Origin of the sequence: Pedobacter sp., from assembly GCF_965227205.1 — a bacterium.
Lineage (GTDB): Bacteria > Bacteroidota > Bacteroidia > Sphingobacteriales > Sphingobacteriaceae > Pedobacter.
Map to the genome: position 1 here is coordinate 3,551,057 of NZ_OZ245727.1, position 15,594 is coordinate 3,566,650.

Sequence of the window (15,594 nt, forward strand, 5' to 3'; positions counted from 1 at the left end):
AATTTGCTAATGCAATGGAGCAATTAAACAATTAATCAATTCTCCAATTAACCATTAATCCTACTTCATCCATTCATCAGCAAAACGATAAATATTAAAATTATCATTTTTTAAAGCTTCGCGAATAGATTCGCGGAGCTTTTTTTTGTCGATGCTTTTCATTTTTTCCTGCTGGATAAGTTTCCAGGCTTTCTCGGCAAACAAAAACTCCTTTCGTTCTGCCTGATTTCCCTGAACAGGTTTCATCATCCATTTACATAAATCTTCAACACCTATATTCTTATCAGCAATGGTTTTAAAAACCGATATTTCTTTAGTGCCCTGATGAACCATTTTCTTCAGATTATTAGCAAAAACATCAGCTCCTTCCCTATCAGCTTTATTCACTACGAAACAATCTGCAATTTCCATCAACCCAGATTTTATGTTCTGAATTTCATCTCCCGATTCGGGGACTAAAACCACAATCGTTTTATCTGCCAAACCAGCAATTTCTACTTCCGATTGACCAACACCAACCGTTTCCACTAAAATTAAATCAAAGTTTGCAGCTTTTAAAACATCAACCATTTCAATCGTTTTTGCAGAAATTCCACCTAAAGCACCTCTTGTTGCTAAAGAGCGAATAAATACATTCGGATTGTTAAACTGGTTTGCCATTCTAATCCTATCACCCAATAAAGAACCAAAATTAAATGGTGAGGTAGGATCTATTGCTAAAATTGCAACTCGCTTATTATCATTTGTGAAGTGATTAGTTATTGCATTAACAAGCGTACTTTTTCCTGCTCCAGGGGGGCCGGTTATACCAATAACCTTAACATCAGTTTTACTATCCAAATCCCTTAAAATTAAGTCTGAAGGGGCAATATCGTTCTCTACCAAACTTAAAGTTCTGGCCAAAGTTTTAACATTTCCCTGCTTAATTTCGCTTATAAGAGATAGGTGGGTATTCATCAATAAAACTATATTTGTACAAATAAACAAAAATATAAGCCTTTAAGAATCTAAATTCAACAACAAATTTTATAAATGAAAGTTACCGGATTTACCTTTATCAGAAACGCAGTTGCAAACGATTATCCGGTACGAGAAGCTATACTTTCAGTTTTGCCTTTGTGTGATGATTTTGTTGTAGCGCTCGGAAATTCTACTGATGAAACCACAGCTTTAGTACAAAGCATCAGCCCAAAAATTAAAACGATTAATACTGTTTGGAACGAAAGCCTTAAAGAAGGTGGTTTTGTTTTTGCCGATGAAACAAACAAGGCATTGGCAGAAATAGACAAGAATACGGATTGGATGGTTTACATTCAAGGTGATGAAGCAGTACATGAAGATTATTTGCCATTGATAAAAAAGGAAATGGAAGCCGAGCTTAACAACAACAATGTTGAGGCACTGCTTTTAAAGTATAAACATTTTTATGCTTCTTACGATTACATTGCAGAATCAAGAAGATGGTACAGGCGAGAAGTTAGAATCCTTAAAAATCTTCCCGGAATTCATTCCTATCGCGATGCGCAAGGTTTTCGAATTAACGATAGAAAGTTAAAGGTAAAATTGATTGATGCCTATATTTATCATTATGGTTGGGTAAAACCACCAAAAGGTTTGCAAGGCAAGGTTAGAAACTTTAATCAGTACTACCAATCTGAAGAATGGATTGAGGAACGTTATCCGGTTCAAAATTTGTTTGATATGCATAATGCAGATAGGCTTGTACATTTTACGGGCAGCCACCCAAAAGTGATGACCGAAAGAATAGCCACAGCCAACTGGAAATTTGAGCAGGATTTAACAAAGCTTCCTTCAAAAATGAATTTCAGAAGGAAACTCTTGCAAAAAATTGAAGATTTAACCGGTCTACGTTTATTTGAATATCGTAATTATAAAATTGTGAAATAGATGCAGAAAAGCGTTTCAATTGTAATCCCAAATTATAACGGCAAGCATCTGTTAGAAAATTATTTACCATCAGTTCTTACTGCGGCAGAAAATGCTAATACAGATTTCGAGGTTATTGTAATCGATGATGGCTCAAAAGATGACAGCATCAGCTTTATTCAGCAACATTACCCAAACGTTAAGCTGCTGATAAACGATAAAAACAGGGGTTTCTCATACACTTGCAATCACGGTATCCGCAAAGCGAAATATGAGTTAATTTTACTTTTAAATTCTGATGTTAAACTAACAACAGATTATTTTGAGCACCAATGGAAGTATTTCGCAAAACAGGATACTTTCGGTGTGATGGGGAGGATTATGAGTGTTGATGGCAAAAGAATTGAAGATGCTGCCCGACTTTTGTATTACAGTGGTTGCCGAATTAAAGCAAATAAATTTTACTACAGCGAAAACACCACAGATGAAAATGTTTTTACGGCCTATCTTTCTGGAGCAAATGCTTTAGTTGATGCAAAAAAACTAAAAGAACTGGGCGGTTTTGATGAAATATTCTCACCTTTCTCTTCAGAAGATTTTGATTTGAGTTTAAGAGCATGGCAATTGGGTTGGAAATGTTATTATGAGCATCAATCTGTTTGTTTTCATCATGTAAGTGGAAGTACCAAAACACAGATAAAATCGAATTTCATCAAGAAAATATACTACCGAAATCGTTTTTTACTTCAGGCAATTCAGCTAAGCGGCTTGCGTTTAACTTTATTACCACTGCATTTACTTTTTGCGGAAATCATTCCGAAAATCTTAACCGGAAAATTCTGGATTTGGAATGCTTTTCAAGAGTATAACAATTTAAATGATGCTATTTCTGTTAGCAGAAACAAATTATCTAGCTTAAAAAGCAAATACAATTCATCGCTTGACGTGACCAACATTATGCAAATCATAAATCAATCGCTTGAAGAAAAGAACATAAAGCGATTGTAATTTTAAACCTATATGCTTTTGAAAACCTTATAGGTTTATTTCAAAACCGTACATTTGCCAAGTTTTAATTAGATTTTTTTTGATGATGTTTTGTTAATCATCAATCATACATATTCCATTTTTTATAAAATGAAGACATATTTTCGTTTATTATCCTTTGCAAAACCGATTGAAAAGTTTGCCATACCTTATGTTATTGTAACTTTACTTGCTGTGCTTTTCGGCACACTAAACCTTACCTTGCTTGTGCCGCTTTTTGATACATTACTTCCATCAAAAACGCCAACTGCTGCGAGTGCGGTATCATCTGCCAGTTCTGCTTTTGATATTACAGGCCAATTTTCTGATTTTGTCACCCATTCTATCCAAGTAAACGGCAGGGCAGAAACACTAAATTATGTCTGCATTATTATTGTTGCATCGGTTTTGTTATCGAACTTTTTTAAGTATTTCTCTCAGCGCTTTATGGAAGATTTAAGAGTACATACCTTATTAAATCTGCGTAAAACAGTTTTTAACAATGTAATGAACTTACATGTTGGCTATTTCAATAATGAACGTAAGGGAGATATTATTTCAAAAGTGGCTTCTGATGTTCAGGTGGTACAATTTACCGTAACCAATACCCTGCAGGTTGTATTTAAAGAACCTTTAACCCTTATTTTTTATGTGGTGGTACTGCTCAGTATCTCAGTTAAATTAACACTGTTTTCACTTTTGGTTATCCCAATATCTGCATTCATTATCAGTAAAATCGTCAAGCGAATTAAACAACAAGCTATGGAGGCGCATGAATCTTTTGCAAAGATGATTGGCTTTTTAGATGAATCGCTAAGCGGAATTAAAATTATCAAGGCTTTTAATTCTACCAATCGGATTAAAGATAAATTTCAGAAAGAGAATGAATTTTATTCGAACTTAAACAGGAAAATGATTAGACGACAGCAATTGGGATCGCCAGTTTCTGAGTTTTTAGGTGTTTTAATGGTTTCGCTAATTGTTTGGTATGGCGGTAATCTCATTATCAGTAACCAACCAGGTGCTTTAACAACGAGCCAGTTCATTGCCTACATTGCATTTTTCTCGCAGGTTATGCGCCCAGCAAAAGCACTAACTGATTCTTTTAGCGGCATTCATTCTGGTATTGCTGCTGGCGAACGTGTTTTAGAGCTTATTGATACCAAACCATTATTGGTTGATACGCCTGATGCCAAAGATTTTGAGCAATTTAATGATAAGATCAAATTCGAGGATGTTTCATTCAGTTATGGTGAAAAAGAGATTTTAAAAGCCATTAATTTTGAGGTTAAAAAGGGTAAAACCATTGCCTTGGTTGGACCATCGGGTGGTGGAAAAAGTACATTGATGGATTTAATCCCTCGTTTTCATGATCCAAAATCGGGCTCAATTCAGATTGATGGACACGATTTTAAAGATTTAACCGTAGAAAGTATCCGATCTAAAATGGGCATCGTGAATCAAGAATCATTTTTATTTAACGATACCATCTTTAATAACATTGCTTTTGCCAAGCCAGATGCAACTGAAGCTGAGGTTATCGCGGCAGCAAAAATTGCCAATGCGCATGACTTTATAGAAAATACTGAAAGCGGATATCAAACTCTGGTAGGCGACAGAGGTAACAGACTATCAGGCGGACAAAAACAACGTGTCTGTATTGCCAGAGCAGTTTTAGCTAATCCGCCGATTATGCTTTTGGATGAGGCAACATCTGCATTAGATACTGAATCGGAAAAATTAGTGCAGGAAGCATTAAATAATCTGATGAAAAACAGAACTTCGATTGTAATTGCACACCGTTTAAGTACCATTCAGCATGCTGATAAAATTGTGGTAATTGACAAAGGCGAAGTGATTGAAACGGGTTCTCATCAGGAACTAATGCTACAGAATGGCTTGTACAAACGCTTAATTGATATGCAAGCTTTTAACGATTAAAAAATGAGTAGTATTTTAAATATCGCAAGTTCTATTCAGGCAGAAAATTACGCCTTTGAATTTTCGATATGTACCCTTGTAACCCGAAAACAAGAGTACAATGAAATGCTTCAATCATTTTTAGCGAAGGGCTTTAGCGAAGATAAATGCGAATTTATTTATGCAGATAACACCGAAAAAAACAATTTCGATGCTTTCTCTGCATTCAACCTATTTCTAAAAAAAGCAAAAGGAAGGTACATCATTATTTGCCATCAAGATGTTCTGATAAATAAAGATGGCTACGATGAGTTGATAAGATGTCTCGGTCAACTTGATAACTTAGATACCAATTGGGGCGTTTGCGGTAATGCCGGCGCAGCCGGACCAAACCACATTGTTTATTACATTTCTTATCCTGATGGAACTTTTATGAACAAAGGGAAATTTCCACTGAAAGTTACAGGTTTAGATGAAAATTTTCTTCTTGTAAAGAATAGTGCGAATCTTAAAGTTTCGAATAACTTAAATGGTTTCCATTTATATGCAACCGATTTGGTTTTGCAAGCCGAACTGAATGGCTTTTCCTCTTACGTAATTCCATTTAACCTTACACATAAAAGCCGCGGCAATCGCGATGGCGATTTTTTCAGAATCAGAAACGAGTTAATAAGCAAATACAATCGATTTTTTAGAACCCGCTGGATACAAACCAACTCTACGGTTTTTCATCTATCGGGTACATTTTTGGGGAAATTAAGTGGAAATCCATTGTTTTTATTTTTTGTTAGGATGTGGAACGGATTACAAAAGCGTAGAAAATAATGGCTACTAAACAACCTTTAGTTTCAATTGCGTTATGTACATACAATGGCGAAAAATACATTACCAAGCAACTCGATTCAATTTTAAAGCAAGATTATCCAAATTTAGAAATCATCATCAGCGATGACATTTCTAGTGATGGAACGGCTACAATTTTAAAAAACTATGCTGCAAAATATCAAAATATTAAGTTTTGGGTAAACGAATCAAATTTAGGTTTTAACCAAAACTTTAAAAAAGCGATGGATAATTGTTCAGGTGATTTTATCGCCATTGCAGATCAGGACGATATTTGGCTGGAAAACAAAATTTCGCTTTTAATGGAGAACATTGGCGATAATCTTTTGATTTATCACGATTCAGCTTATATTGATAATCAGGATAAACCAACCGGAAAAAGCACGCTTTCTCATCATCGCTTTGTTAAAGGCGAATGTGCAAAAAACCTACTTTATTACAACTGCGTTTCTGGTCACACTTGCTTAATAAAAAAAGAACTTTTAAGCCTAACACCTAATTTTCCAACCAACTTTTACTACGATTGGTGGCTGGCTTATACTGCTGCCTGCACAGGCAAAATTACATTCATTACCAATAAATTTGTGTTGCATAGAAAGCATGAAGAAAGCTCGACAGGTAAAGATAAAACGGATGCCAAAACAACCAGAATAGCGCATCTAAATTTATTCCTTAACCATCCTTTAACACCTAAAAATCTTAAAGAATTTATTCAATCTTTATTAAAGGGCTACGGAGTATTAAACACAAACAGTTTCTCTTCAAAGCTTTTTAACATTTTGCTTTCCAACATAAATTCTCTTTTCTATATCAGGAAACGCTCTGTTGCCTCTTTGATTAAATTAATATATCGGGAAAGTTCAAAATAATATTACTGCACATTAAGGGATTAATATTATATTTTTGTTCGTTAACCGTATCAAGAAATTTTCAATATGTTGAGTAAAATAAAATCGTGGTTTAAAAAAACACAACCGATAACCATGGTCTTTAATTTTTTAGATTCATCAAAAAAAACAATTTTGGTTATTGATGATGATTTACCTCAACACGATAAATCTTCTGGCTCAAAACGGTTATTCGAAATCATCAAAATTTTTAAAAGTTTAAATTTCAATGTTGTTTATCTGCCAAATAACGGATTAAAGATTTCACCATACTACGAACAGTTAAATGATTTGGGCGTTGATGTTCTTTTAAATTCACCAGATAGAGCTGGAATGCTTTATAATCTGGAGAGGATAAAAAAAGACATAGACTACGCATGGATTTCCAGGCCGATTTTAAATATCCAATTCAGGAAAATATTAAAATCGAATAAAAACATTAAAATCATATTCGATACCGTTGATTTACATTTTGTGCGCATGTTAAGGCAGGCTGAGAAGGAACAAAATGAAAAGCTGAAAAAGAAAGCCGTAAAGTTTAAAAAAATAGAACTAAACCTAGCTAAAGACGCTGATGCTACACTTGTTGTAACTGAAACAGAATTGAAGCTTTTAGAGGAAGAAGGTATAACCAATATTTTTGTTATCCCGAATGTTCATGCTTTAAGTATTCCGGAATCGGAAATTAGTTTTGAAAACAGGAAAGGGATTGTTTTTATCGGCGGTTATAAACACGAGCCAAATGTTGATGCGGTAAAATGGCTAGTCAATGAAATTATGCCTTCTGCTTGGAATAAACTTGGTAACATACCCGTTTACTTATTAGGAAGTTTTCCGCCAGAAGAGGTGAAAAATTTAGCTGGCGATAATGTATTTGTGCCTGGTTTTTTAGAAGATGTGAGCGAGTATTTTCTAAACTCGAGAATTTTTGTTGCTCCGCTGAGATACGGCGCAGGAATGAAAGGTAAGATAGGACAGAGTTTAGAGTTTGGTTTGCCAATTGTATCAACAGAAATTGGTACTGAGGGTATGAATCTAACCCATGAAAAAAATGTAATGCTCGCTAATGAAACAAAGGATTTCTCTGATAAAATTATTCAATTATATCAGGATGCTAATCTTTGGAAAACGATAAAAGAAAATGCATATCAATCAATTTTTGATTATACACCTACTGAAGTTTCTAAAAAGTTAACCGAATTATTTAAAAAAATCGATGCATAATAATTAAACTATGAACGTAAAATTATCCATCGTTACTGTAAATTTTAACAACAAAATCGGGTTGCAAAAAACCATCGATAGTGTAAAAGCTCAAACATGGAAAGACTATGAGTTTATTATTATTGATGGAGGAAGTAGCGATGGTGCTGAAAGTATATTAATTACAGAGCAGGAAAATATCACATATTCGATTAGCGAAGCTGATACTGGCGTTTATAATGCAATGAATAAAGGCATTAGAAAAGCTATCGGAGAATATGTTTTATTTTTGAATAGTGGAGATTCCTTTTATGAAAATACAACCTTAGAAAAGGTCATTCCTCAACTGGATAAAAATATTGATATCTACTATGGAGATGCTGCATATTTAGAAAAAAATGGAGCGCATATTCGTACTTATCCGGATAAACTTTCATTCGGTTATTTTGCAGCACACAATCTTTCTCATCAAGCGAGCTTTATAAAAAGAACATTATTTAGCGAGCTTTTTTTTTACAATGAAAACTATAAAATAGTATCCGATTGGGAGTTTTTTATCTATGCAATTTGCAAAGCAAACGTTTCGTATCAGCACATCAATCAGGTTATTTGCAATTACGATACAGAAGGCATTTCATCTATTATTGATAACCATAAATTAATGCATGCCGAGAGAGCTATAACAATGGCAAAATATTTCCCTTTGTTTATTGAAGATTATAAAGATATTGAGGTATTAAATTCAAAGCGAACAAGGCAGTTTTTAGCCATTAAAGAAAACAAAATCGCATTTAAAATATTAAAAGGCTTAATGAGTGTACTAATATTATTTACTAAGAAAAAAGCGTAGTAATGTCTAATTACACAGTAATCATCCCGATATATAAAACAGATTTAACAGCATTAGAAAAAATTGCGCTAACTCAATGTCAGAGAATTTTATCATCACATGATGTAATTATAATTAAACCAGAAAGTTTGAACGAGAAAGCAATTGACTTTGATTTTTCTTTTGTTAAGGATGTGATTTCTTTCTCTGATGAATATTTTAAAGATGTGTTTGGCTACAACAATTTGCTGCTCGAAACTGATTTTTATAAAACATTCTTGAATTATGAATACATGCTCATTTATCAATTAGATGCTTTCGTTTTTGCTGATGAATTGAAATATTGGTGCAGTTTAGGTTACGATTATATTGGCGCACCATGGTTGCGGGAAAAGGAGTATCCTACGCAGTTTAAAAAATTTAAGGAACAAATCAGAACTTATCTCCACAGAAGATACAATTACTTGGATAAGCATGGTAAGCCTGAAATTCAGCGCCAAATGAATAACAATGTTGGTAATGGAGGTTTTTCATTGAGAAAAGTATCTGCCTTTTACAACTTTTGTATTGAACAACCAGATTTAGTAAATTCTTACAAAAACCAAAATTCTGGTTATTTTAATGAGGATATGTTTTGGACAATTGAGGTAAATAGAAAAGCAAAGAGAATTACCATTCCATCTTATAAAAAGGCTGCATCTTTTTCAATCGAAACAGCACCTGATAGAGCCATTAAACTAACTGGTGGAAAGTTACCTTTTGGCTGCCATGCCTGGGATTTATATTTAGTGTTTTGGCGACCGTATTTCAAATCAGCCGGTTATGATATTTGAGTTCGGCGAATTTCTTTCATTAATTTAAAAAACAAACTGAAGTTCTGTTTGCGTAATGAACTGTTCCAGAATATTTTAAAAATCTCAAATCTGGAATACCCAACAGTTAACATTTGTTTTATAAAAACCCGAAATGAATATTTCTCGGCAATAAATTTTTCCCTTTTGCTTAAACCTTCAGTATCCAAAGGAAAATAATGACTCCATTTTTCATGAAGTTTAAGCGTTTCTTCTATCCAGGTTCTATCGTAATTTCCTTCAGAAAAATGCTCCAATAATATTTCAAAAGTTACTATTACATCATAAGATTGACTTACGCTAAAAGAAAAATCTAAATCATAACAGTGGAATTTCTGAAAAAGCTTTCCATCAAATGGATATTCAGCAACAATTGATTTTTTAGTACAAAACCAAACTCCATCTACTGCTGTAACTTTTGCCATCGAACTATCTTTGGGGTTTTGATAAACGAGCTTGGTTTCTGTTTCACTAAACTTATACCGTTGAAACATATTTACATAATTGGTAGTCTTTGCTCCTGCATCGCAAAACCACCCCGATGGAACTAAGGTTTTATACGAACTACCTGCAAGACCAATTAAACCTACTTTTTGATTCTGATCGAAAATATTAGCTACAATAGCTCCCCATTTTTCAGTTTTGATGTTAACATCTTCATGCATAAAACAGACGAGATCGTACTTTGCTTTTTTTGCACCTTCATTGTAAAGTTCCGACAAACCTTTTCTACCATCTGCATTATCGAAACTAATGATTTCGAAAGTTAGCCCAACCGTTTCGGTAATATTTTTGGTTACATTTTCTAAAAAAACGGGGCTGGTTGAAGATATAATTATAGATATCATTGAAAAAAATGTTGGCGAAAAAAATCCATTTAAGAAATACGAAAGTAAGGATTAGAACGACAAAATCGGAAATTAATGAAATGTTAAAAATGTTATTTCCGAAAGAATGAACAGTTAAAATTGGCAAAATATTAATCTATAGTTCTTATTATTGCAGAATTATTATGTCAGAACCTATTAAAAAAGAAAAGTTAAATTACGACTTTATTGATTCGCTTCGATTTATAGCCATCATAACAATTGTTATAGAACATACTTACATGTGGCCTGAACCTAAATTTTTCAAGGATGTTTACGAGCAATCAATTCAACTATTTGCCATGCAGGTTTTTAAGTTTGGAACAATCATGTTCTATATACTTGCAGGTTTTTTAATTGGTGATAAAATTCATACTACTACATCTTTACAATATTTAAAAAGGAGGTTTGATGGAACATTTAAACCCTGGTTGTTTTGGCTTATTATCTTTCTGATACTTATTTACGCAAATCTATTTGTAGTTTATGTAAAAGGTAGTTGGTCGCCAATGTTCGAAGAACCGCTTTGGGGACTTGGTCAACAGCTTTACGATATTGTTGTTAAAACAAGTTTCTGGTTCATTCTGAATTTTCTTGGGAGTATCTCAATTTTATTAATTTTCAGGAAGCATCTATACAGCTATAAAGTTGGTATATTTTTAGGATTGTGTTCGCTGTTTTACTCTGTTAATTTATACCACGAATGGATTTACAGTACACATACAACTGCTATACTAGGATTTGTTTTTTACCTATGGTTAGGTGTAATTCTACACAAATATTTTAAAGAGTTTAATACCTGGGTTAAAAAACGTTCTGTATATACTTTAGGTTTTGCAGCTGTAGTAGCGTTAATTATTTCTTGCTGGGAAAGTTATTATTTGATAAATGCTGGTGTAAAGGCAGACCCTTACAATACTTTAAAATTTACAAATATTGTTTACTCTCTGGTATGCTTTGTTTTCCTATATCGCTTAGGTAATCCTCAATGGATAAAAAAATTAAATCCACGTAGCAGCACTTATGGCATCCACTTAATTCATTACATCATTATTGTACAGGTTTTGCCAACTATTTTTAATCCTTTAGGAATTACATCTGTTGGTAAATCATCTTTTGAATTGGTAATACTTCAGTATGTAAGATTTTTTATGGCTTATTTTGCAAGTTATTTTATTGTGTATTTAATCAACAAATCGAATAAAATTAAATGGATTGTTGGACAATAATTAAGCTTTTCTAAGATTTATATAAATAGAAAACTGCCGTGTCGCCCTTTCCTTCCTGATTTAATTTTATTGATTTTTCATTAAAATCTTCCATTTCTGCTGAAGTAAAAAACTTTTCTACCGGGTAAGCTAATCGATTGTTTTCTTCAGGGAAAAGCGGCATATCCTTTTTATATAATTCACTTGCCCAAAATTGCAAGCTTATTGAATCGAAAAGGGTGTGTTTGATTTCAAAACCTGTTTCTGCGGCCAGAATATTCATACTTTTAACGGTATGCAGAAAAAAATGTCTCGGCGCATCTAGCTGAACCCAGTTTTCCTTGTATATCTCAAAAGCTTCGGCGATGATTGGAATGGCGATTAATAAGCATCCTTTATCTTTTAATAGTTTCCGGCAATTTTTCAAAACATCCTGTTGCTCTGGCATGTGTTCCAAAACATGATTCATAATAATTAAATCATAGTTGTTAGGTGTAAGTTCTTGGATGTCTTTCTTCATTATACGAACGCCAAAGCCATGATCAATTTCTTGAGGAATAAATTTATCTACACCCTCGATGTTTTCGAAACCAAGATTAAACAAATCGCATATTTGCTTGCCTTTACCACAACCTACCTCTAAAATTTTATCAGAAAACTTTACATTAATAGGTTTTAAATAACGCAAGGCTGGACGGTCCTTTTTAAAAAGCTTTTTCAACCTAAAATTACCTATTAAACGCTTGATAAATGGCTGCCTTTTTAAAGTTGCCGTTTCTGCATTGAAAGAATAATAATAGGGAGGATAATATTTATCGATGTTTTGTGGAAATTCAGCAATCTGTAAACAACCGCAGCTTGAACACTGATTGTATGTAAATTTATCGCGAAAGCCGAACATCATTTCCTTAACAAGGTAAGTATCGGAAAAAGGCGAGTAACAAATTTTACATAATTCGTTGCCCGCCTTTAATGAATTAGATATATTCAAAATAGGTTTTATTAATGTATTAGTCGATGACAATATAATAAAAAACCTAATGGTATTAAAAATTTACGACTTAAGCATGAGCATCACGTAGTCTTTTTATCTCATCGTGAGAAACTCTCAATGATGCTTTTTGCTCAGAAATTAATTCTCTGATATTTGCAGGAACACCTTCTACTTCCAAAGCCATTTTGTAAGCGTTTTGTGCTGCATCTTCTCCAAACTCACAATTGTTTAATACAGTTTGACGATCGTGACCTGTAAATAAGGCTTTAACATCCATCCAGGCTCTGTAAATTTTTCCTGAGTTGGTTGTTCCAGTTTCAATTTCTTCTCCTAAAACGCCTACTTCTTGAGCTAGTGCAAGCTTATATTTTTGACTTTCTTCAATCATATTTAAGAACAAAGATTTTAAATCTGTGTCGCCATCTTTTAACTCTTTACGAGCTTTTTCATAACCTTCAATTCTATCGTTGTTAATTTGTACCAGGTCGTTTAAAACCTCTGCAGTTAATGTTGTAGTATTCATGTTTTTATTTTTTATAGTTTCGATGTATTTAAGCAACACGAAGAATCAAAAAAAGGTTTGTCATATTATAAATTCCTTACACCGATTTGCTATAATGCTTAAGACAATATTATCAGCCTATTAATTTTCGGTCGCAATTTTTTTACTTAAAAACCTGTATGCTGAGTTAAAACATTGAGTTTATAAATGCACATTGCAACTACTAAAACAATTCCTATTGCAAAATATGAATGCACTAATTCAAACTCCACCAGATGGAGGTACAACTTATACCGAAACCAACCTGGCAAATTTTTTCCCTGAACCACTTAATACAATTACAAGCTGTTTCTTTTTGGCTATAGCAGTTTACTTTAGCTTTAAAGTTTGGGGTAAATTCCTAACTTACAGATTCTTATCATTTGCTTTAGTTCTGCTTTACATTGGTGGTATCGGCGGTACAACATATCATGGCTTAAGGCGCTGGCCAATATTTATTATGATGGATTGGATGCCAATAATGCTCTTATGTCTTTCGGCAGGAGTTTACTTTTTGGCTAAAATTACCAAGTGGTATTTTGCCGTACTAATTGTACTGGTTTATGCTATTTTTCAATTTGTATTAAGAAAACAATTTACCAGTGGCGATTTTCAGATCTTCGTAAACATAAACTATGCGTTTATGGCTGCTTTAGTATTGTTTCCAGTATTTGGTTATTTATTAAAAAATGAATGGAAGAATGGAAAATGGGTAGGCTTTGCACTGCTTGCTTTTATTTTTGCCTTAACTTTTAGAATTGCCGATAAATGGGAAATCTTAAAAATTGGCACACACTTTTTATGGCATACATTTGGTGCTGTTGCCTCATTTTGCATGCTTAACTATATCTATTTAGATAGCTCAAAATCAAACCTTCAAAAGAAATAAATTCCCAAAAAGAGTAAAAATTTTATATTCGTAGAAAAAATATAGAAATGAAAAAGTTATTTATACTATCAGCTCTTTTCTTGGGCTTAAACTTTGCCGCACAAGCGCAAAGTATTTTAGGTAAAGTAGGTGCTGCAGCAGCTTCGGCATCTGGTTTTGATGTTAGTAGCCTTACATCAGGTATTTTGGGAAAATTATCACCTGCATTAAGTTTAACAACTGCTCAAAAACCTTCAGTCACATCAATTGTTAAAGATTTTCTGGTACAGAAGGCCAGCATTATCGCAACTCAAAAAACTGATCCTGCGGCTTACAACAGTAAGTTTTCCAAATTAGCAAGCGGTTTAAAATCTAAGTTAAGTACTGTTTTAACAGTTGCGCAACTTTCAAAGTTTGCCTCATTAAAACCTGCAACCAATACAACATCTAACGTATTGTCGCAGTTATTCTATTAAAAAAGAAAAGCTCCAAATTATAAGTTTGGAGCTTTTTTTACCATTAAAAATTAGGTTTATAAAACCCAATTCCAGCCGAATTCATCTGTTGCCAAGCCGTAACGAATATCGTTAAGCTTTTTAGCAATACCATTTGAAACTGTTCTTGTAGCAGAATCTGTTAATTTATAGGTTTTACCTAAATAACCAATCTCACCAATTTGTGTAACTGTTGCTGCTGTACCTGCTGCAAAAGCTTCTGTTAAAGAACCATTTTCAATTCCTTCGATAACTTCTCTTACAGAAACTCTACGTTCCTCAACTTCTACATCTGCAGCCTTCGCTAGTTTTATAATTGTATCGCGAGTTACACCATCCAAAACCGTACTGCGTACAGAAGGTGTAACCAATTTACCGTTGATCACAAAAATTAAGTTAGCAGTTCCCGCTTCTTCAATAAATTCGTGGTTTACAGAATCTGTCCAGATTAACTGATCGTAACCTTCTTTTTTAGCTTGCTCGAACGGATACAATGAACGTGCATAGTTACCTGCGGTTTTTGCGAAACCAACACCACCTTCATCAGCTCTTGTAAATTCTGTTTCGATTTTAACTTTTAATGCACTGCTGTAATACGGGCCAGTTGGTGTAGTTAATAAAGCAAATTTATATGTATCTGATGCTTTAACACCAAGATAAGGGTCCGTTGCAAACATTACCGGACGAATATACAATGCATAATCGTCTTGTGCAGGAACCCATTTTTCATCAATATTGATTAATGTAGCCAAACCTTGCATAAAAATCTCTTCCGGAATAGTTGGCATAGACATTCTGGCTGCAGATTTATTAAAACGCTCGAAGTTTTTATCAGCACGAAAAACACTAATCTTACCATCAGGTTGGCGATAGGCTTTTAAACCTTCAAAAATTGCCTGACCGTAATGTAAAGCAGAAATCGCCGGACTCATAGGAATTGGTCCGTAAGGTAAAATCTGTAGATTTTTCCATTCGCCATCTTCATAATCAGCAGTAAACATGTGGTCGGTAAAAACTTTACCAAACGGTAATTGAGAAAAATCTGTAACTGATAAACGTGTTTTATCGGCCTGAACAATTTTTATATCTAATGTTTCAGTCATATGTAATTAATTTTTGAATGACTGATTTTCGAATGAGTGAATGGATTTGAATCCTGCGATTCAATCATTCTACC

Annotated in this window: 16 protein-coding genes; 11 read left to right on the top strand and 5 right to left on the bottom strand. The window is 33.6% G+C overall.

What is annotated here, in order from left to right; genetic code table 11:
- Positions 1-60 precede the first annotated feature (60 nt).
- The gene (gene meaB, locus ACO05K_RS15265) at positions 61-957 is read right to left on the bottom strand and encodes a methylmalonyl Co-A mutase-associated GTPase MeaB (RefSeq protein WP_421945288.1); all 897 of its coding nucleotides are present in this window, start codon (positions 955-957) and stop codon (positions 61-63) included.
- Between the two features lie 75 nt (positions 958-1,032).
- Between meaB and ACO05K_RS15270 the strand changes: the two genes are divergently transcribed.
- From ACO05K_RS15270 to ACO05K_RS15305, 8 genes are all read left to right on the top strand, one after another.
- Positions 1,033-1,908 carry a glycosyltransferase family 2 protein gene (locus ACO05K_RS15270; protein WP_421945289.1) on the top strand — a complete coding sequence of 292 codons (876 nt, stop codon included), beginning with the start codon at positions 1,033-1,035 and terminating at the stop codon, positions 1,906-1,908.
- Entirely contained in the window at positions 1,909-2,895 is a 987-nt protein-coding gene (locus ACO05K_RS15275) for a glycosyltransferase family 2 protein (RefSeq protein ID WP_421945290.1), read from the top strand.
- Positions 2,896-3,024: 129 nt separating this feature from the next.
- On the top strand, positions 3,025-4,854 hold the full coding sequence (locus ACO05K_RS15280; RefSeq protein WP_421945291.1) for an ABC transporter ATP-binding protein: 1,830 nt from the start codon (positions 3,025-3,027) through the stop codon (positions 4,852-4,854).
- A gap of 3 nt (positions 4,855-4,857) precedes the next feature.
- Positions 4,858-5,658 carry a hypothetical protein gene (locus tag ACO05K_RS15285; RefSeq protein ID WP_421945292.1) on the top strand — a complete coding sequence of 267 codons (801 nt, stop codon included), beginning with the start codon at positions 4,858-4,860 and terminating at the stop codon, positions 5,656-5,658.
- Positions 5,658-6,545 (top strand): glycosyltransferase, encoded by an 888-nt coding sequence (locus ACO05K_RS15290; RefSeq protein ID WP_421945293.1) that lies wholly within the window; start codon positions 5,658-5,660, stop codon positions 6,543-6,545. Before ACO05K_RS15285 ends, ACO05K_RS15290 begins: the two co-directional genes overlap by 1 nt.
- A 114-nt stretch (positions 6,546-6,659) precedes the next feature.
- On the top strand, positions 6,660-7,787 hold the full coding sequence (locus ACO05K_RS15295; RefSeq protein WP_421945294.1) for a glycosyltransferase: 1,128 nt from the start codon (positions 6,660-6,662) through the stop codon (positions 7,785-7,787).
- A gap of 10 nt (positions 7,788-7,797) precedes the next feature.
- Entirely contained in the window at positions 7,798-8,616 is an 819-nt protein-coding gene (locus ACO05K_RS15300; RefSeq protein WP_421945295.1) for a glycosyltransferase family 2 protein, read from the top strand.
- Between the two features lie 2 nt (positions 8,617-8,618).
- Positions 8,619-9,428, top strand: a complete 810-nt coding sequence (locus ACO05K_RS15305; RefSeq protein ID WP_421945296.1) for a DUF5672 family protein — start codon at positions 8,619-8,621, stop codon at positions 9,426-9,428.
- Here the strand turns inward: ACO05K_RS15305 and ACO05K_RS15310 are convergent.
- Positions 9,416-10,294: a glycosyltransferase gene (locus tag ACO05K_RS15310; protein ID WP_421945297.1), complete on the bottom strand. Its 879-nt coding sequence runs from the start codon at positions 10,292-10,294 to the stop codon at positions 9,416-9,418. The two genes, ACO05K_RS15305 and ACO05K_RS15310, sit on opposite strands and share 13 nt — an antisense overlap.
- A gap of 164 nt (positions 10,295-10,458) precedes the next feature.
- Between ACO05K_RS15310 and ACO05K_RS15315 the strand changes: the two genes are divergently transcribed.
- Positions 10,459-11,541 (top strand): acyltransferase family protein, encoded by a 1,083-nt coding sequence (locus ACO05K_RS15315; protein WP_421945298.1) that lies wholly within the window; start codon positions 10,459-10,461, stop codon positions 11,539-11,541.
- Positions 11,542-11,551: 10 nt separating this feature from the next.
- Here ACO05K_RS15315 and ACO05K_RS15320 read toward each other — a convergent pair whose 3' ends face one another.
- On the bottom strand, positions 11,552-12,424 hold the full coding sequence (locus tag ACO05K_RS15320) for a class I SAM-dependent methyltransferase (RefSeq protein ID WP_421945299.1): 873 nt from the start codon (positions 12,422-12,424) through the stop codon (positions 11,552-11,554).
- Between the two features lie 157 nt (positions 12,425-12,581).
- Positions 12,582-13,037 carry a ferritin-like domain-containing protein gene (locus ACO05K_RS15325; protein ID WP_421945300.1) on the bottom strand — a complete coding sequence of 152 codons (456 nt, stop codon included), beginning with the start codon at positions 13,035-13,037 and terminating at the stop codon, positions 12,582-12,584.
- 226 nt (positions 13,038-13,263) lie between these two features.
- Here ACO05K_RS15325 and ACO05K_RS15330 point away from each other — a divergent pair, with 226 nt between their 5' ends.
- Both ACO05K_RS15330 and ACO05K_RS15335 read left to right on the top strand, forming a co-directional pair.
- A complete protein-coding gene (locus ACO05K_RS15330; protein ID WP_421945301.1) occupies positions 13,264-13,944 on the top strand; it encodes a hypothetical protein in 681 nt (226 codons plus the stop codon).
- Positions 13,945-13,991: 47 nt separating this feature from the next.
- Complete coding sequence (locus tag ACO05K_RS15335) at positions 13,992-14,399, top strand: hypothetical protein (RefSeq protein WP_421945302.1); 408 nt, start codon at positions 13,992-13,994, stop codon at positions 14,397-14,399.
- Positions 14,400-14,455: 56 nt separating this feature from the next.
- On the opposite strand, the gene ACO05K_RS15340 is transcribed toward ACO05K_RS15335, so the two are convergent.
- Positions 14,456-15,520 (bottom strand): branched-chain amino acid aminotransferase, encoded by a 1,065-nt coding sequence (locus ACO05K_RS15340; protein ID WP_421945303.1) that lies wholly within the window; start codon positions 15,518-15,520, stop codon positions 14,456-14,458.
- Positions 15,521-15,594 lie beyond the last annotated feature (74 nt).